The organism is Firmicutes bacterium HGW-Firmicutes-1 (assembly GCA_002841625.1).
GTDB lineage: Bacteria > Bacillota > Clostridia > Lachnospirales > Vallitaleaceae > HGW-1.
The window spans coordinates 224,566-242,714 of record PHAG01000009.1; the positions used below are offsets into that span (position 1 = coordinate 224,566).

General features: G+C 33.9%; 13 protein-coding genes and 1 pseudogene. 8 read left to right on the plus strand and 6 right to left on the minus strand.

Annotated elements, in window-relative coordinates; all coding sequences use genetic code 11:
• Positions 1–295: 295 nt before the first annotated feature.
• Positions 296–1,468, minus strand: coding sequence for a hypothetical protein (locus CVU84_12045; protein PKM94187.1), 1,173 nt, complete (start codon positions 1,466–1,468; stop codon positions 296–298).
• A gap of 100 nt (positions 1,469–1,568) precedes the next feature.
• On the opposite strand from CVU84_12045, the gene CVU84_12050 reads away from it, so the two are divergent.
• A complete protein-coding gene (locus tag CVU84_12050; GenBank protein PKM94188.1) occupies positions 1,569–3,764 on the plus strand; it encodes a 1,4-alpha-glucan branching enzyme in 2,196 nt (731 codons plus the stop codon).
• Between the two features lie 262 nt (positions 3,765–4,026).
• Positions 4,027–4,446, plus strand: a complete 420-nt coding sequence (locus CVU84_12055; protein PKM94189.1) for a hypothetical protein — start codon at positions 4,027–4,029, stop codon at positions 4,444–4,446.
• 60 nt (positions 4,447–4,506) lie between these two features.
• On the opposite strand, the gene argH is transcribed toward CVU84_12055, so the two are convergent.
• The 3 genes from argH to cls all read right to left on the minus strand — a co-directional run bounded on the left by argH (position 4,507) and on the right by cls (position 8,752).
• Positions 4,507–5,886, minus strand: a complete 1,380-nt coding sequence (argH, locus tag CVU84_12060; GenBank protein PKM94190.1) for an argininosuccinate lyase — start codon at positions 5,884–5,886, stop codon at positions 4,507–4,509.
• 90 nt (positions 5,887–5,976) lie between these two features.
• Positions 5,977–7,188, minus strand: a complete 1,212-nt coding sequence (locus tag CVU84_12065) for an argininosuccinate synthase (protein ID PKM94191.1) — start codon at positions 7,186–7,188, stop codon at positions 5,977–5,979.
• Between the two features lie 106 nt (positions 7,189–7,294).
• Positions 7,295–8,752 (minus strand): cardiolipin synthase, encoded by a 1,458-nt coding sequence (gene cls / locus CVU84_12070; GenBank protein ID PKM94192.1) that lies wholly within the window; start codon positions 8,750–8,752, stop codon positions 7,295–7,297.
• 184 nt (positions 8,753–8,936) lie between these two features.
• Here cls and CVU84_12075 point away from each other — a divergent pair, with 184 nt between their 5' ends.
• A complete protein-coding gene (locus tag CVU84_12075) occupies positions 8,937–9,392 on the plus strand; it encodes a histone acetyltransferase (GenBank protein ID PKM94193.1) in 456 nt (151 codons plus the stop codon).
• A gap of 54 nt (positions 9,393–9,446) precedes the next feature.
• A pseudogene (locus CVU84_12080) lies at positions 9,447–9,694 on the plus strand (IS3 family transposase).
• 118 nt (positions 9,695–9,812) lie between these two features.
• Here CVU84_12080 and CVU84_12085 read toward each other — a convergent pair.
• Both CVU84_12085 and CVU84_12090 read right to left on the minus strand, forming a co-directional pair.
• The gene (locus CVU84_12085) at positions 9,813–11,873 is read right to left on the minus strand and encodes a hypothetical protein (protein PKM94194.1); all 2,061 of its coding nucleotides are present in this window, start codon (positions 11,871–11,873) and stop codon (positions 9,813–9,815) included.
• 234 nt (positions 11,874–12,107) lie between these two features.
• The gene (locus CVU84_12090; protein ID PKM94195.1) at positions 12,108–13,115 is read right to left on the minus strand and encodes a sodium:calcium antiporter; all 1,008 of its coding nucleotides are present in this window, start codon (positions 13,113–13,115) and stop codon (positions 12,108–12,110) included.
• A 518-nt stretch (positions 13,116–13,633) separates the two neighbouring features.
• On the opposite strand from CVU84_12090, the gene CVU84_12095 reads away from it, so the two are divergent.
• The 4 genes from CVU84_12095 (at position 13,634) to CVU84_12110 (ending at position 18,103) form a co-directional block, all read left to right on the plus strand.
• The gene (locus CVU84_12095) at positions 13,634–14,677 is read left to right on the plus strand and encodes an N-acetyl-gamma-glutamyl-phosphate reductase (GenBank protein ID PKM94196.1); all 1,044 of its coding nucleotides are present in this window, start codon (positions 13,634–13,636) and stop codon (positions 14,675–14,677) included.
• A gap of 27 nt (positions 14,678–14,704) precedes the next feature.
• Positions 14,705–15,925, plus strand: a complete 1,221-nt coding sequence (locus tag CVU84_12100; protein ID PKM94197.1) for an ornithine acetyltransferase — start codon at positions 14,705–14,707, stop codon at positions 15,923–15,925.
• Between the two features lie 14 nt (positions 15,926–15,939).
• Positions 15,940–16,812: an acetylglutamate kinase gene (argB, locus tag CVU84_12105; GenBank protein ID PKM94198.1), complete on the plus strand. Its 873-nt coding sequence runs from the start codon at positions 15,940–15,942 to the stop codon at positions 16,810–16,812.
• Positions 16,813–16,924: 112 nt separating this feature from the next.
• The gene (locus CVU84_12110) at positions 16,925–18,103 is read left to right on the plus strand and encodes an aspartate aminotransferase family protein (GenBank protein ID PKM94199.1); all 1,179 of its coding nucleotides are present in this window, start codon (positions 16,925–16,927) and stop codon (positions 18,101–18,103) included.
• Positions 18,104–18,149 lie beyond the last annotated feature (46 nt).

Consider the following 18,149-nt stretch of genomic DNA (forward strand, 5'->3'; position numbering starts at 1 on the left):
TGGGGCTGGAGCAAGGTTGTCGTTAAAAGCATTTTTTCTGATTGGTGTATCATTTATTGGCAGTAAGTATTCATTTTTCTGGCCTTACCCTTCGGCCGGTCTTGCGAAAAATGAATACTTACTGCCTTTTGTATTAATCTAGAAGAAAAAATGCATTTATCTCTGTTTCGTTAATTTATAATTAAGTCAATGGTATAAAACCTCCGCATTCGCTACGGTTTTGTAAACGAATGGAAGCTCGCTTCCATTCGTTTAAATTGCAACAACTTATCACATTCGTGAACGGGTTTATCAATTACGCAATAATCATATTATTTTTGCCACTATCTTTCACGTGGTATAAGAGAACGTCTGCTCTATAAAGTGCTTCATCAACAGTGTCTTCACCATCATAAAAGACAAAGCCCCCACTTAAGGTTATTGGCTTGGTGATAGTATCTATTTGAATAAGGATATGATTGATTTGTTTCACGATTTCGTTGTAAAAATCAGGATTGGTATTTTCAAGGATTACTATGAATTCATCTCCCCCATATCTTCCAACAATACCATTGCTGTTAACAATGGTTTTTAACTCATTACTTATGTATTTAATAACTTGATCACCAAGATCATGGCCGTAGGTATCGTTTATTTCTTTGAAAGCATCGATATCTATCATTCCGATTAATAGTTTCTGTCGGTTTGGAGTGTTTTGGTAAGAATTGAAGAAATTAAAGATGTAGCGTCTGTTATAAAGCTGACTTAGATCATCTATCATGGTTAGCTTTTCTAGCTCTTTGTTTTGGAGATCTAGCAGGTCAGCATATTTGTTTAGAACTTCCTTTTCTTTTTTATAGGCGTTAGAGAAGGTTCCGAGTAATAGTGCTCCGAAGGCAAAAGTTATGACAACTTGTACAACGGAGTCTATGACTTGCGTATTCAGTGGAACTACTAAGAATAAGGAAGGGTGATATGCATTTAGTAGCATCATTATTATAATTACAAGGACTTCACTAATCATTAAAATGATTTTTAGCTTCTTCTCGAACAAATAGCTTATGCCAATAAAAATCAAAAAGGAATAGGCAATCGTAAAGTTATTTGAGACTCCCGCTGTAAACCAGCCGAAGGGTAGTAAACCAAAGATAGCTACACATACGAGTATGATTTGAATTTTAAATATATATTTACCTTGTAATGCAAAGAATAATAATACACCTGAAACCAATACACAACTAAACCATTTATAATTTGCGATAAATGGAAAATCGATAATAATATTTTCAACAATCAAAAAAACTGGTAATATGCTTGTGAAAATTAATATGTAAATGAGTAAACGTTCTTCAAGAGAACGTGCGTTAATTTTAGTGAACATATTATACCCCTTTTTTAGTTTGAAGATGATTACATATAGTTCATTCGTCTTTTTACCATTATAAACCACTCCTGCATTATAAACAATAAAAACTAATGAAATTAACATGGAAGTAGGTTGTCAAACACTAGACAAACTGATAAAATAGAAGGTAGAAGTGTTTTAATTTTCCAATAAACACTTAAATACGGATTAGGTGGGTGAAAGCATGAAAAACAATATTAGCAAAGCAGAAATCAATGAAATCATTGAATCCAACCACAGAGATCCTCATCATATTTTAGGTCTTCATAAGAGTAAGAAAAATAAATATATCATCAATACTTTTCAACCACATGCAAAACATGTGAAGGTAATTGTACTTGATGAAGACCAAGAAACCCAAGTAGAAATGGTTAAAGTTGCTGATGAAGGGTTTTTTACCATTGAATTAGATGCGGAAGTGGAACTGAAATACAAATTATTATATGAAGGTTTTAATGGGGATAGTTGGGAAATGTACGATCCGTATTCTTTTTCTCCAATAATCTCAGATTTAGATATGCACTTATTTGGTAATGGTACACATTATGAAATCTATAATAAGCTTGGAGCACATGTACTTGAAGTAAATGGTGTTAAAGGTGTGCACTTTGCAGTATGGGCACCAAATGCTAAGAGAGTTAGTGTAATTGGCGATTTTTGTGGATGGGATGGTAGAATTTATCCGATGAGATTGTTAGGACAATCCGGAATCTATGAATTATTTGTTCCAGGGCTTGACATAAATACTAAATATAAGTTTGAAATTAAAACGAGAGAAGATTATTTGCTTAAAAAATCTGATCCTTACGGAAATTATGCGGAAATGAGGCCTGATACAGCGTCTATAGTTACAGATGTGAACAGTTATAAATGGAAAGATACGAAATGGATGAAAAAAAGAGACTCAAGCGTACCGTATAATAAACCAACCTTAATCTATGAGGTTCATTTAGGTTCATGGAAAAAACCTGAAGACGGAGGTTTTTTAAATTATAGACAATTAGCTCATGAGCTCGTGGACTATGTTAAAGAGATGGGCTATACACATATTCAATTAATGCCAATTGCTGAGCATCCCTTTGACGGGTCTTGGGGTTATCAGGTAATCGGTTATTTTGCTACTACCAGTCGATTTGGGACACCAGAAGATTTCATGTATTTTGTAGATTACTGTCATAACAATGAAATAAGTGTTTTATTAGATTGGGTGCCAGCACATTTTCCAAAAGATGGCCATGGACTCATTAGATTTGATGGAACCGCTCTATATGAGCACGAGGATCCAAAGCAAGGTGAACATCCTCATTGGGGAACAATGATCTTTAATTTTGAGAGAAATGAAGTTGTTAACTTTCTAGTTGCCAATGCATTTTATTGGTTAGACATATTTCATATAGATGGTTTAAGAGTTGACGCAGTTGCTTCTATGCTCTATTTAGACTACGGTAAAGAATACAATGAATGGATACCAAATGTTTTTGGCGGAAGAGAAAATCTTGCAGCTGTAGAATTTTTCAAACATCTAAATTCAATTATTTATCAAAAATATCAAGGAATTTTAATGATTGCTGAAGAGTCAACCTCTTGGGCAGGCGTATCTAGACCGACTGATGTTGGTGGTCTTGGTTTTGGTATGAAATGGAATATGGGTTGGATGAATGACTTTTTAAGATACATTGAAAAAGAACCTATTCATAGAAAATATCATCATAATGATTTAACCTTTAGTATGGTTTATGCATATACCGAGAACTTTATTCTTGTTCTATCTCATGATGAAGTTGTTCATGGTAAAGGTTCAATGATAACTAAGATGCCTGGTGATTATTGGCAAAAGTTTGCTAACTTACGTGCCGCTTATGGCTTTATGTATGGCCATCCAGGAAAGAAACTTTCCTTTATGGGTAATGAAATAGCTCAGTTTGATGAATGGAGTGAAGATAAGAGTATTGATTGGCATTTACTTCAGTTTGATAAACATCAACAATTGCAAAATTATATGAAGGAATTGAATCATTTATATTTATCTGAGAAAGCTTTTTGGTATGATGATTTTTCACCTAAAGGATTTGAGTGGATTAACTGCTCGGATTCAGAAGCAAGTATAATATCTTATGTAAGGAAAACGGATAAAGTAAAGGATACGATTGTAGTAGTAGCCAATTTCACACCTGTACCAAGAACATTACATAAAATAGGAGTTCCTTATAAAGGTACCTATAAGGAAATCTTCAATAGTGATGATTTAAGGTTTGGTGGAAGTGGATTGGTGAATTCAAACATTTTATCTTCCGCTGATGAAGAATGGGATGGAAGAGAACAAAACATTGGGCTCATTATTCCGCCACTAGCAACAGTCATTTTGAAATATATTGGATAACCTATAAATTATTAGCAAGCACCTTGATTCTTCTATCAAAGTGCTTGTTGTTTTTTATCCAGTTGGAAAGTTCTACTTTCCACGAAGCATAGAACAAAGCGTTGGATAGCATAAATTATTATGTAGCGCGCTGACAAGTGCTTTGTTCTAGGCGGTTATATTTTCTGTTGTTCTATAAAATTTATAAAAGATTTTTTTTGGACATCATAAGTACACAGTACAGCAGTATAATAAGGTATTACAACATAGGAAGTGATGTGCTATGAGCCATGAAACTAAACCAATACCTAATGGAAACGAGATGCAAAGTATTAAAAAAACGAGGGTCCTTGTTCTTGAGGACAATAAGATTAATCAAATGCTTGCAGTTGAAATGTTAGGTATGCTTGGAATTCATGATGTTCATGTTGTGGAAAATGGTTTAGAAGGATTAGAAAAAGCACAAGAGAATGAATATGATTTGATCGTAACAGATATAAAAATGCCAAAAATGGACGGCATAGAGTTTGCACAGAATATTAGAGAAATGGATAGGTATTGCAATACTCCAATCATTGCCTTGACAGCGAATGTTAGGGAGGACCAAATTCAGAGCTACTACAAGGTTGGAATAAATAATTGCATTATGAAGCCAGTCGATATTGTGGAGTTTGGCAAAACACTAAAAAAATATTTGAAGTAAGTACATACATAAGGTTATCACTAAGGGACGTATAGTCTTACACGTCCCTTAGTGATTTCTTTAGTGATGCATTTCTAAGTATTTTTCATTCATTTCAATGATTTTAACCATCATATCTTTAGAAGGACCACCAATTACATTTCTCTTACCAACACATGCCTCTAAAGAAATTTCATCATATAAATCCTCAGAAAAAACATCTGATATCGAACGATATTCATCCATAGTTAGAGTTTCAAGAGTTTTATTATGGTTTATACAATATAAAACTAATTTACCTATGATTTCATGGGCATTTCTAAAATGAACCCCTTTTTTAACTAGATAATCGGCAGCGTCAGTTGCATTTGTAAAGCCTCCGCTAGCACCTTGATACATTCTTTCTTTGTTAACTTTAAGTGTATTTAACATATCTTTAAAAATGGGTAGACACATCTTAACGGTATCAATTGCATCAAAGGTAACTTCTTTATCTTCTTGCATATCTTTATTATAGGCAAGAGGTAAAGATTTCATTGTTGTAAGTAAGCTCATAAGAGAACCGTATACACGTCCAGTTTTTCCACGAACCAATTCAGGAATGTCTGGGTTTTTCTTTTGGGGCATGATACTACTTCCAGTGCTATACGCATCATCTAATTCAATGAAACCAAATTCATTCGTACACCATAAGATGATTTCTTCACTGAAACGACTTAGATGCATCATAAGAGTTGAGAGTGAACTGAGTAGTTCTATGCAAAAATCTCTATCTGATACCCCGTCAATACTGTTAAGACAAATGCTATCAAAGTTTAAAAGTTCGGCAACCAGCTCTCTATCAAGAGGATAGGTTGTTGTTGCTAGCGCTCCAGATCCCAGAGGTAATACATTGGTTCTTTTATAGGTATCTTCTAGCCTAGAACGATCTCTTTTAAGCATTTCAAAATAAGCCATCAAATGATGAGAAAATGTAATAGGTTGGGCTTTTTGCAAATGTGTATAACCAGGCATAATGGTATCTAGATGTTCCTTACAAAGCTGAAGAAGAACAACTTGAAGATCCGCAATCATTTGATCAATTATCTGAATCTCCTCTTTAATATACATTCTCATATCAAGAGCTACTTGGTCATTACGACTGCGACCAGTATGAAGCTTTTTACCGGTGTCACCAATTTTTTCGATTAGGAGCTTTTCCACATTCATATGAATGTCTTCAGCTTCAATATCAAAGGTTACTTGACCAGCTTCAATTTCACTAAGTATTTCATTCAGTGCAATAACAATTGTATTCGCATCTTCAATAGGAATAATATCTTGCTTGCCAAGCATAGTAACGTGAGCAACGCTACCGGCAATATCTTGTTTATATAGACGTTCATCAAATCTAATTGAAGAGTTAAAATCATCTACCATTGCATGGGTTGATTTAGAAAATCTACCGCCCCAAAGCTTCATATTATCACTTCCTAGTATGTTTTTTTAGTATTCAAATTTATTTGTACCACTGTGTTACGTTTGAGTGTAACACAGTGGTACGTATTAAACTTAGTTATTTTCGTTTTTTTGCATCATCATAGCACGAACTTTCAATGGTAAACCAAAAAGATTAATAAAACCTTCAGCATCATGATGATTATAGAGTTCTCCTGTTGTAAAGCTAGCAATACTTTCGTTATAAAGTGAATACTTTGAAGTAGCTCCTGCTGGAACGATATTACCTTTGTATAGCTTTAACTTTACAGAACCAGTAATTGTTTGCTGTGTCGAATCAACAAAGGCAGTAAGCGCTTCTCTAAGAGGAGTAAACCACTCACCACTATAGGTTAATTCTGCGAATTTAACAGCAATAGTACTCTTATAAGCAATCGTTTGTTTGTCTAAACAAAGGTATTCTAATTCTTGGTGTGCTGCATATAGAATTGCCCCACCAGGGGTTTCATATACACCTCTCGATTTCATACCCACAACACGATTTTCAACTATATCAACGATACCAATACCGTTTTTGCCACCAATTTCATTCAGTTTAGTAATCATTTGTGATGCAGACATGGATTCGCCGTTTAATGTATTAGGATAGCCTTTTTCAAAGCCAATTTCTACATAAGTAGGTGCATCAGGTGCCTTTTCTGGAGTGACGGACATTTGCAGTAATTTATCATAATTTGGTTCGTTAGCGGGATCTTCAAGTTCAAGACCTTCATGGCTTAAATGCCATAGATTACGGTCTCTACTGTACGTATCGCCTTTTTTCATGGGGGCTTGAATGCCACGAGCATCTAAGTAAGCAATGGCATCTTCACGGGACTTAATATCCCAAATACGCCAAGGAGCAATGATTCTAATATGAGGTGCCAAAGCTTTAACTGTTAATTCAAAACGGACTTGATCATTACCCTTTCCGGTAGCACCATGGCAAATTGCAGTGGCACCTTCTTTGAGGGCGATTTCTACCAAACGTTTTGCGATAACAGGTCGTGCCATAGAAGTACCTAATAAATATTTGTTTTCATATTTAGCACCTGCCTGCATTGTTGGTATAACGTAATCATCAATAAATTCATCAGTAACATTTTCTATATAGAGTTTACTTGCACCTGTTGATAGGGCTCTTTCTTCTAAACCATCTATCTCTTTACCTTGACCTACGTCTACGCAAACTGCAATTACTTCATAATCATAGTTTTCTTGTAACCAAGGAATAATAACCGTTGTGTCTAAACCACCTGAATATGCTAATATAACTTTTTCTTTCATTTATTTTGCCTCCTTATATGCTTAAATACTTATTTGGTATATCATAATGACTAATTATACATTAAAACTAATAATTATGCAAGCTTAAATTAATTTTTTTTTAGAATCAAAGTAGTGGTGAAAACAATCTTGAAACGGTTTCTTTTGTTTTTACAAGAAGTGAACGGTTTTGATATAAAGCTAAAGTCATTTCACGACAATAGTTTAAATCTGCATCAAAAGCTGTTTTTAATTCACTGGTTGTATCTTTGTCATAAATAAAAGCATTTACTTCGAAATTCAACCGAAAGCTTCTGATGTCAAAGTTGCAAGTGCCAGCTGAACAAATAATATCATCAACTACAATGGTTTTTGAATGAAGAAATCCTTTTTCATATATGAAAACCCGCACACCATAGGGAAGTAGTTCACCAATATGAGAGTAGGTTGCCCAATGTACAAATAGGTGATCAGGAATACTTGGAATCATAATTCTTACTTCAACTCCAGATGCTGCTGCAATCTTCAAGGCCTCAAGAATACTTTCATCAGGTACAAAATAAGGCGTTTGGATATATATGTAATTTCTTGCCTTGTTTATCATTTTAATATATCCTTGCTTTATTTGCTCATGAATTGAATCAGGGCCACTGGAGACTATCTGCACACCTGCATGACCTGTTGAGGATGACTCCTTAATATACTGAGTACTAATTTCTAATAGCTTCTTTGATGCATGCCTCCAATCAAGAAAAAATCTTAACTGAAGTGATATAACAGAGTCACCTAGAATTTTTAAGTGAGTATCTCTCCAAAAACCAAATTTCTTTGATTCACCGATATATTCAACACCAATGTTAAAACCTCCGACATAACCTATCATACCATCAATAACTACTATTTTTCTATGGTTACGGTAATTTGCCTTAAAGTTTAAATACTTAAGTTTTGAAGGGAAGAAAAATGCTACTTCGCAGCCATCATTTTTAATGGCTTGAATTAGATGTTTAGGGAGAGATCGTGCTCCCACATGATCCAATAAAATTCTGACCTGAACACCTTCACGAGCTTTTTTTGAAAGTAAGTTTAATAGTTGGTTACCTAGATCATCATTTTTCAATATATAATATAAGACATGAATGTGATGAGTAGCTTTTTCTATTTCCATAATTAAGTCATTAAATTTAGTGTGTCCATCAGTAAAAACGGATATTTGATTGTTTTGAGAGTAAAATGATTCACTTAATCTATTATGAAAAAGTATCATATCGGAAAACCATGCCATATCAACGTCATTAAATTGAAAAGTACCTTCCTTAAAAGATCTGGCTTGCTTGGCTAAGAAGGAAGTATAAAGCTCACTTTCCTCCGCAGTGTATTTGAATATTTTACGTTTAGATATGTTTTGTGATAGTAGTATAAAAAATAGAAAACCTATACCCGGCAAGGATGTCATAAAGAATAGCCAAGCTAAGGTTGCAGTAGGGTTTTTTCGCTCTAAGGAAATAGCAATAGCAGACAACACCAAATTCAGAGCAAATATCGTCATATAATTAATACTTAACGATGTAAAATAGTCAATCATAAGAACCTCCATTTCATCGGGTGATGTTACTTACATTTTACCTATTTTATAGTGGTTGTGGCAACCTTTTTTTCGAAAAGAGGAAAAAAAATGCAACTTGTAACAAAAAAACTTGGATGGTATAATCGGGATAGATAAAGAAACTTAACATATATATGAAAATAAACTTGTACAAGGAGCAAATATGAATGAATTAATTGAAATACACCCTATGCAAGTTGAAGATGCAATATCGGTTCAAAAACTTATAAAAGTAGTTTTTGATTGTTTTGTTGGTCCAGATTATTCTGTGGAGGGTGTACAGACCTTTTATGGATTTATTCATCCTGACAATATAATTGATCGATTTCTTAACAAACAGCATAAAATATTTATTGCAAAAGATAAGGACGAAATCGTGGGAGTTATTGAAACAAGAGATACTAGCCACATTTGTTTATTGTTTGTACATAAGCAATATCAAAGAAAAGGAATAGCCAAAAGGCTATTTAATAAGGCCTTCCTAGATTCCACCTTAGAGCTTACCGTTAATGCTTCCCCATATGCTGTTACGATATACGAAAAATTAGGATTTACAAAAATTGCAGGCGAGCTTATAAAAAACGGTATCACATATATTCCAATGATAAAAGAAAAGTAATGCAAAGGGGACAGGCACTTTTCTCTTATTAGAAGAAGCATTTGCTAAAAACCAGATAATACAAATTTGGTTCTTCATTCAGATCAAGGATGGCAGTATCAGATGAAACGTTATCAATATTTATTACAACAAAAAGGAATAATTCAAAGTATGTCCAGAAAAGGAAACTGTTTAGATAATAGTGTTATGGAAAATTTTTTCGGATTGCTAAAGTCGGAATTATTAAATTTACGTCAATAGAACATTTTAAACAGGAACTAATCAACTATATAGAATATTACAATAATATGAGAATTAAGTGAAAACTAAAAGGACTGTCACCTGTTCAGTACAGATTACAATCCTTGTTAGTTGCTTAATTATGAATGTCTAACTTTTTGGGTTCAGTTCATCCACTTTCTATTTCTTTTTTGATTGCTTCTAATTTAATTTGTATGCACTAAGCTGTTGACCTGCTTGGTAAATGATACACTCTTTAGGAGTATCTTTGCTATCAAATTTAATTTTTACACCATACAACAAGGATTCGAATTCGGTTTCAGATAATGGACTAACTTCAAATGAAGGTTGACCGTCAGCTTGGAAAGTTAATTTTCCATCCTTAACAGAAACAACAAATTCAAATACATTCTTTATCTCGTAAGTACCTGCGAATTTTTTCAGTTGTTCATCAGTGAGCTTAATATATGTTCTATCTGCTGACTTTTCACAAATAGTACGTACTCCAAATACTTGTAGCACAATGGCAGTTACTTCTTGCTTAGTATTTATTGTATATTCAAGTTCAATATCAAAATCTCTTGAATATAACTTCCCTTCTGATTCTGCAACCATTTTACTTGTTAACCCTGGAAGATTCAACATAAGTGTTCCTGAATTATTTACTATATTTACTTCGAAATCTTTCGCTTTAAAGCTTCCAGTATATTTTGTAAGCTCAAGGCTAGGAATAGCATAGCTTCCTCGTTCTTTTAATGGAGTTACGATGTTACCATTTAATATTTTAATTATATTTTCTTTGATACTAACAACGTTAGCATAGCCTTTGTTGGTAAGTATAATAATATGTGCATTTTTATCAGGGAACATTGCATTATCACTTGTAAAGCCAAATGTGTTGCCACCATGTGATATTTCTTCCCCATATGCTCCGGTAGTAAGGCTCCAGCCATAGCCGTAATGACCTATTACTTTTGTTTCTGAATATTTACTAAAGACCTTGGATAAACTTTCCTTTGAGATAACCTGTCCTCTTTGCAAAGCCAAATCCCATTTGTAAAGATCTTCTGCAGTTGAACATAAGAAACCAGCGCCATATGCTGCATTCAATAATATCATATCTAAGCTTTCGGGAACAACGTCCATATAACCGGTGTACCCCTTTGCTTCTACAATTTTTTGATCTAAATCATAAGAGATATTCGTATTTTTCATGCCAACTGGCTCGAAAATATTCTCTTTCATGTAATTTCCAAGAGTTTTTCCGGAAATTTTTTCTACGATTGCACCTAAAACTAGATAACCAGTATTTGAATAACTCCATTTGGTTCCAGGTTCAAAATCTAAAGGCTTATCTTTAATCATGGGTATTAATTTATCGAAGGTCATTTCAGAAGGTTGAATACGATATAACTCAGCAATATTTGTAATATTAAATAATCCAGAAGTATGTGTTAGCAGTTGATGTATCGTTATTTTATCTCCGAAAGGAACATTGCTTAAATACTTTGACACATTATCATTATAGGATAATGTACCCTTTTCAGCCAATTGAGCAATTGCTGCAGCAGTGAATTGTTTGGTCACTGAACCAATTGCAAAGGTAGTTGTATTAAAGGGCTTTATATGATTTTCATAGTCAGCATACCCATAAGAACGGTCTATAAAAATCTTGCCATCCGTCTCAACTAAGATCTGTCCTGAAAAATTTCTATTAAGTTCAAGGCTTGTTAAGTAAGTAGCTAAGTTATCTTGGATTTTTTGCTCTGATTCAGATAACACTTGAGTTTCAAGACTTGCGCTAGGTTTTTGTATGCTCATTGTCTTAGTCTTAGAGTCCAGACTAACTCTAGCGCCTAGGATTTGACTTATAAAATCAGTAGGAACATAGATCCTTGAATTCTTGTTATCAATATTATAACTTAATTTCTTGTCAACACCGTTTATTGTAACAATTTTCGTATCAGGAGTTAAGGAAATTTCACCATTCATGTAAAGAATAACAACACATTTTCTTGTGTTATCCCAAGATACTTCAGCTCCAAGGTTTTCTGCAATTAACCTTAAGGGGTACATTGCTGCTGTATTTTCATTAGAATCGATTGTATAATTTGATGTATCTATAGATTTTCCATCAATTAAGATAGATGAAATCACATCTGTCGATATCGTCTTTGATTGTTCGCTATTTGCAAATGATGTAAATATCGAGGATACAGTAAAAGCAATTGTAATGAATAATACCAATAATCTTTTTTTCATTTTTAATAATCCCTCCAGTTGTTTATAGTTAAATAGTTACCTTATATTAACATAACATACTTAGAGATTGATTAGAAGATTATTAATAAATTCTCTTATCTCCTTTTTCTCTTTATCGATAAACAAAAGCAGCTGTATAATTATTATTTATGCAGCTGCTTTTGTGGGTAGTACCAGCACGCATAGTTATTCATGAACAAAAAAAGACAGGCAAAAGTGCCTGTCCCCTTTAACCTAAACCATCCAGGTAAAGTTTAAAACCAAATAAATTAGATAAAGTGTTAGTAATATGAGTCCTTCTTTTTTGTTAATAGCATTATCCTTACTCTTAGCAAAGAAACGAAATACCAATAAAATAATTAACATTGTAGGGATTTGTAAATAGAAGAAATTTACAGGAACGGTTAAACCTTTTGTTGTTACTGCGGCAGCGGCGCCAACTACAAATAAAACATTTAGAATATCTGCCCCAATGATATTACCAATTGCAAGTTCACCATGGCCTTTTCTAACAGATGATATTGCAGTCATTAGTTCAGGCAGACTAGTACCAAATGCGACTATGGTTGCGGCAATAACGCTTTGAGGAATACCAATACGAATTGCAGTAATCTCAACACTAGGGATAAGAATTTTAGATGATATGATTACTACAGCCACCCCAAAAAAGAGTTTTATTAATTGAAAAAATATTGGGGTTTTTTCTTCATGAAGATCTATTGAGGTATCGCTACTATTTTTAGCCCATTTGATCGAAATATAAATGTAGAGTACGAGTAAAGCCAATAACACAAAGCCCATCCATTGATATATAACCCCTTCATTCCCTTTGCTGAAAAAAGGTAAAGCTAGTATTGCTAATAAAAAGGCTGCACCAATTTGAATAAGTCCTTGTCGATTAATTGTATTACGATCTACAGGCAAGGTTCCTATAAGTGCTGCAAGTCCAATGATTAGACCCGTATCAACAATGATTGAACCGATTGCATTACCTAAAGCTAAATCAGGGTTTCCTTGAATAGCTGCTAGAACTGAAACAGTGGCTTCGGGCAGAGTGGTGCCCAATGAAACAATCGTTGCACCTATAACCATTTTGGGAATTCCCCAATGGACTGAAAGACTTACAGCCTCATCAACTAAAAAATCAGCACCTTTACCTAAAGTAAATAAGCTTGCAGCTGCAATCATAACTAACACTATAGTAGGCAAGTTCTCAAAAAAATTGATTAATAAAGTTTCCATAATACACCTTCCAATAATTTAATATTTTTAATAAAAAAAGACTCACAATCAAAATAGATTGTTGAGTCTTACTAGACGATAGTCATTTAAGCCGGGACATTGTCCGTATTGACGACTTAAATACCTTTTACAAGGCAAGTTACTCCCTCAAACATGTATCTATCATATTCTAATTTAAAATTGCAGAAAAGTCAAACATTTTAATGAATAAAATCTTCCCCAAATTATGAATTCATCTATAGAAGGCATTAAGGATATGATAAATCAATGAAAAAATGGAAAGGTGGAGATTCTTCTATCCATATTTTACCTAAGACAGCACATAACCGAATAAGTTAAGTACCTTGTAACATGAAAATGCGGATGGTATAATCTAAAGTATAGAGCATTCAATTCAAGTTCAGCCAAAACAATCAATAAGAAATAGCAAATAAAAAAATAAAAATTAGGTATTGCATTATTATAAATTAAAATGTATAATTATTAAATAATAAATGATTCTACAAGAGGTGATTGAAATGATTAAAGCAGGTATTGTTGGAGCAACAGGTTATGCGGGTCAAGAACTATTAAGATTATTGACGCAGCATTCTGAATGCGAAGTGAAATATATAACAAGTAGGTCTTATGTAGATCAACGGTTTTCCAGTGTATTTGGTAATTTTGTTAAGATTGTAGACGATGCATGTATAGAAAAAGAAATGATTGAACTTGCAAAGGAAGTGGATGTATTATTCATTGCACTACCACATGGAATCGCATCTGCTAATGTAAACAAAGACTTATTATCAATGACTAAAGTCATCGATTTAGGTGCAGATTATAGGTTAGAAGACATTGAAATCTATGATAAATGGTATAAAACAGTGCATAATAGTGCCGACCTTCTTCAAGAAGCAGTTTATGGTTTATGTGAATTAAATAGAGATAAAATCAAACCAGCAAGGTTAATTGCAAACCCTGGCTGTTACACAACTTGTAGCATATTAGGTTTAACTCCTTTATTAAAGGAAGGATTAATTGATAAAAACAGTATTATAATAGATGCAAAGTCTGGCGTATCTGGTGCAGGTAGGGGCTTAGATATAGGAATTCACTATTCCGAGTGCAATGAATCAATTAAGGCATATAAGCTAGCATCTCATAGGCATACTCCAGAAATTGAGCAAGAATTATCTCATGCAGCAGGAGAAGAAGTTACGATTACCTTTACGCCTCACTTAGTTCCAATGAATAGAGGTATTCTTGTTACCGCATATGCGACATTAAATGATTTTTATTCCTACGAACATATAAAAAATGCGTATGAAAAGCACTATAGGGATGAATACTTTGTAAGGTTATTACCAGAAGGTGTTTTTCCAGAAACAAAATGGGTAAAAGGCTCAAACTTCTGTGATATTAATTTTCAAGTTGATGAAAGAACAAATAGAATTATCGTTGTAGCAGCAATTGACAACCTCATTAAAGGCGCTGCAGGGCAAGCAATTCAAAACATGAATATAGTATTTGGTTTAGATGAAAAAAAGGGTCTAGAATACATCCCGATGTTCCCCGCATAAAAGCAAATGAAAGGATAGGATATATATATGAAAATTATTAAAGGTGGAATAACAGCTCCAAAAGGGTTTAAGGCCTATGGAGATTATGTAGGTATCAAAAAATCAAGAAAAGACTTAGCAGTCATATATAGTGATCAGGAAGCAACATATGTAGGCACCTTCACAACAAATGTTGTTAAAGCAGCTTGTGTTACTTGGAACCTGGAACGGTATCAAAATGAAGATAAAATCTCAGGGGTAGTGGTTAATAGCGGAAATGCCAACGCATGTACTGGAAAAGTTGGCGAGGATAATAATCTGGAAATGGCGCAAATAGCTGCTGAATGCTTTAATCTGAAAAAAGAAAATATACTTGTAGCATCAACTGGTGTAATAGGCAAACAATTACCTATGGATGTAATTGTAGAAGGTATAAAAAAAGTAGCAAAATCAGTAACGAATACCATTGAAGGTGGCTTGGAAGCAGCAACTGCCATTATGACTACGGACACCTTTGTTAAAGAAATTGCAGTAGAGTTTACTATTGGTGATAAAATAGCAACAATTGGTGGCATGGCAAAAGGATCTGGAATGATTCATCCTAATATGGCTACAATGCTTTCCTTTATCACTACAGATATAGCCATTACGAAAGAACTATTAGATAAAGCAGTGAAAGAAAACATTGCAGGGACTTATAATATGATTTCTGTGGATGGAGATACTAGCACAAACGATATGGTAATGCTACTTGCAAATGGGATGTGTGAAAATACATTAATTGAAAAAGAAGGTAAGGATTATGAAGCTTTCAAGGAAGCCCTCAATACAGTAAATGTATTTCTATCCAAACAAATCATACATGATGGCGAAGGTGTAACGAAGGTGCTAGAGGTTCAAGTTGAGGGTGCAAAGGACTTAAGCGATGCTAGACTACTTGCTAAGTCAGTCATTACCTCAAACCTAGTTAAAACAGCTTTTTTTGGAGAAGATGCCAATTGGGGAAGAGTTCTTTGTGCTATGGGTTATTCAGGAGCAAGCTTTGATCCTTCAAAGGTTACTCTATATTATGAGAGTGCAAGGGGTAAAATTAAGCTACTAGAGAATGGTCTTCCAGAGAATTTTAGTGAAGAACTAGCTAATGAGATTTTAAAGGAAAAAGAGATTACAGTACACATTACCCTACAAGAGGGTGAAGCAAGTGCGACAGCTTGGGGTTGTGACTTAAGTTATGAATATGTTAAAATCAATGGTGAATATAGAACTTAAAAGGAAGCGTGAATATGGAAAAAATAATTGAAAAAGCAAAAATATTAATTGAGGCACTTCCTTATATAAAGGAATTCAATAGTAAGATAGTTGTCATCAAGTATGGTGGCAGTGCGATGATAGACGATAGAATTAAAGAAACCGTCATTGAAGACATTGTTCTTATGAAGCTTGTTGGGTTAAAGCCTGTTATAGTTCATGGTGGCGGCAATGAAATTAGCGATGTACTTAAGCAAATGGGTAAAAAAAGCGAGTTCGTTAATGGACTTCGAGTTACAAATGAAGATACAGTAGAAGTAGTTGAGATGGTATTGTCTGGTAAGATAAATAAGGGAATCGTTCAACTAATTCAAAATCATGGTATCAATGCTGTAGGGATTAGTGGCAAGGATGGAAAAACGCTTAAGGTTGTCAAAAAGGAAACAGAGGGTGTAGATTATGGCTTTGTCGGAGAAATCACGGACGTAGATACCAAGCTTATTATGTCCTTGCTTGATAATGATTTTATTCCTGTTATTGCACCACTTGGCACAGATAAAAACGGTCTGACTTATAACATTAATGCTGACTATGCAGCTTCTGCAATTGCTGGAGCACTTAGTGCAGAGAAGCTACTTTTCTTAACAGATGTCGAAGGTGTACTAACGGATGTAGATGATAAAGCTTCACTGATCTCTAGAATTCAAGTTGCAGAGGTAAATAAGTACATTTCAGATGGTATTATCTCTGGAGGTATGATCCCAAAGGTCGAATGCTGCGTTGAAGGAATTAAAGCTGGAGTAAAAAATGTACATATCTTGGATGGCAGGGTCGAACATTGTATGTTACTTGAGATTTTTACAAAAAGCGGCGTAGGAACTATGTTTGGAGAGGTTTTTGATAATTAGTATAACTAGATAATTTTGTTTACCGATGTGCAAGTGAAACTTGCATTCGGTTACGAAACTGTAGCGAATGCGGAGGTTTTGTAACATTGACGCATATATATGAGGTGATAATATGAAAGAAGTTGTGAAAAAAGGGAAGGAAGTTTTTGTGAACAATTACAAGCAATTTCCTGTTGTTTTTGAATATGGAGAAGGCGCCTACTTATTTGATATAGAAGGAAAGAAGTATTTGGATTTTGTATCCGGCATTGCAGTAAATGCACTTGGGTACAACAATACTGAGTTAAATCAAGCCTTGAAAGATCAGATAGATAAATTCACGCATTGCTCAAATTTATACTATAATCAACCTTCCATTGATGCTGCCAATAAATTAATCAATGGAAGTGGTTTAGATAAGGTCTTTTTCTGTAACAGTGGTGCTGAGGCAAATGAAGCTGCATTAAAATTAGCTAGAAAGTATTCCAAAAAGCACTTTGGTGAAGATAAATATGAAATTATTACTATGAAAAATTCTTTTCATGGTAGAACGATTGCAACAATTACTGCTACGGGACAAGAAAAATATCAAAAGGGATTGAGTCCATTATTACCAGGAATTAAATATACTGAGTATAACAATATTGAAGCTCTGAAAAATATTATTTCTGATCATACCTGTGCAATATTGCTTGAAATAATTCAAGGTGAAGGTGGTATTGTAACGATAGATTCAGACTATTTAAAAGCTGTTAGAAAGCTTTGCGATGAGCATAACTTGGTACTCATTTTTGATGAAGTTCAAACAGGAATTGGTAGAACAGGGGAGCTATTTGCATATCAATTATTTAATGTGAAGCCGGATATATTAACTCTTGCAAAAGGCTTAGGGGCAGGAATACCTATTGGTGCAATGGTTGCAAATGAAAAAGTTGCAGATGGCTTTGAACCAGGAGATCATGCGTCTACCTTTGGAGGAAATCCATTGGCTTGTACAGCAGCAAATATTATTTTAGATAAGCTGATAAATGGTGATCTTCAAAGTAATGTTAAAGAGCAAGGTGCATATTTGAATAAAAAATTAATAGAATTAATGAATAAAAAAGATAGTATTATTGATATAAGAGGTATAGGACTTATTCAAGGAATTGCCTTACAAAACGAAGATATTTCAGCTATTATTCATAAATGTATGGAAGAAGGATTATTATTAGTTGGAGCAGGAAGCAATGTAATCAGATTTGTCCCTCCATTGATTATTAGTGAAAAAGAAATTGATGAAGCAATTAAAATATTAGATAAGTGTATATAAAGAAATGAAAAGTGGCTAAAATTGCTCTAGCTTTTTAGCAAATAAG

Coding starts and splice junctions, on each gene's coding strand:
- CVU84_12045 (PKM94187.1), bottom strand. CDS start 1,468: ATGTTAATTTCATTAGTTTTTATTGTTTATAATGCAGGAGTGGTTTAT.
- CVU84_12050 (PKM94188.1), top strand. CDS start 1,569: ATGAAAAACAATATTAGCAAAGCAGAAATCAATGAAATCATTGAATCC.
- CVU84_12055 (PKM94189.1), top strand. CDS start 4,027: ATGAGCCATGAAACTAAACCAATACCTAATGGAAACGAGATGCAAAGT.
- argH (PKM94190.1), bottom strand. CDS start 5,886: ATGAAGCTTTGGGGCGGTAGATTTTCTAAATCAACCCATGCAATGGTA.
- CVU84_12065 (PKM94191.1), bottom strand. CDS start 7,188: ATGAAAGAAAAAGTTATATTAGCATATTCAGGTGGTTTAGACACAACG.
- cls (PKM94192.1), bottom strand. CDS start 8,752: ATGATTGACTATTTTACATCGTTAAGTATTAATTATATGACGATATTT.
- CVU84_12075 (PKM94193.1), top strand. CDS start 8,937: ATGAATGAATTAATTGAAATACACCCTATGCAAGTTGAAGATGCAATA.
- CVU84_12085 (PKM94194.1), bottom strand. CDS start 11,873: ATGAAAAAAAGATTATTGGTATTATTCATTACAATTGCTTTTACTGTA.
- CVU84_12090 (PKM94195.1), bottom strand. CDS start 13,115: ATGGAAACTTTATTAATCAATTTTTTTGAGAACTTGCCTACTATAGTG.
- CVU84_12095 (PKM94196.1), top strand. CDS start 13,634: ATGATTAAAGCAGGTATTGTTGGAGCAACAGGTTATGCGGGTCAAGAA.
- CVU84_12100 (PKM94197.1), top strand. CDS start 14,705: ATGAAAATTATTAAAGGTGGAATAACAGCTCCAAAAGGGTTTAAGGCC.
- argB (PKM94198.1), top strand. CDS start 15,940: ATGGAAAAAATAATTGAAAAAGCAAAAATATTAATTGAGGCACTTCCT.
- CVU84_12110 (PKM94199.1), top strand. CDS start 16,925: ATGAAAGAAGTTGTGAAAAAAGGGAAGGAAGTTTTTGTGAACAATTAC.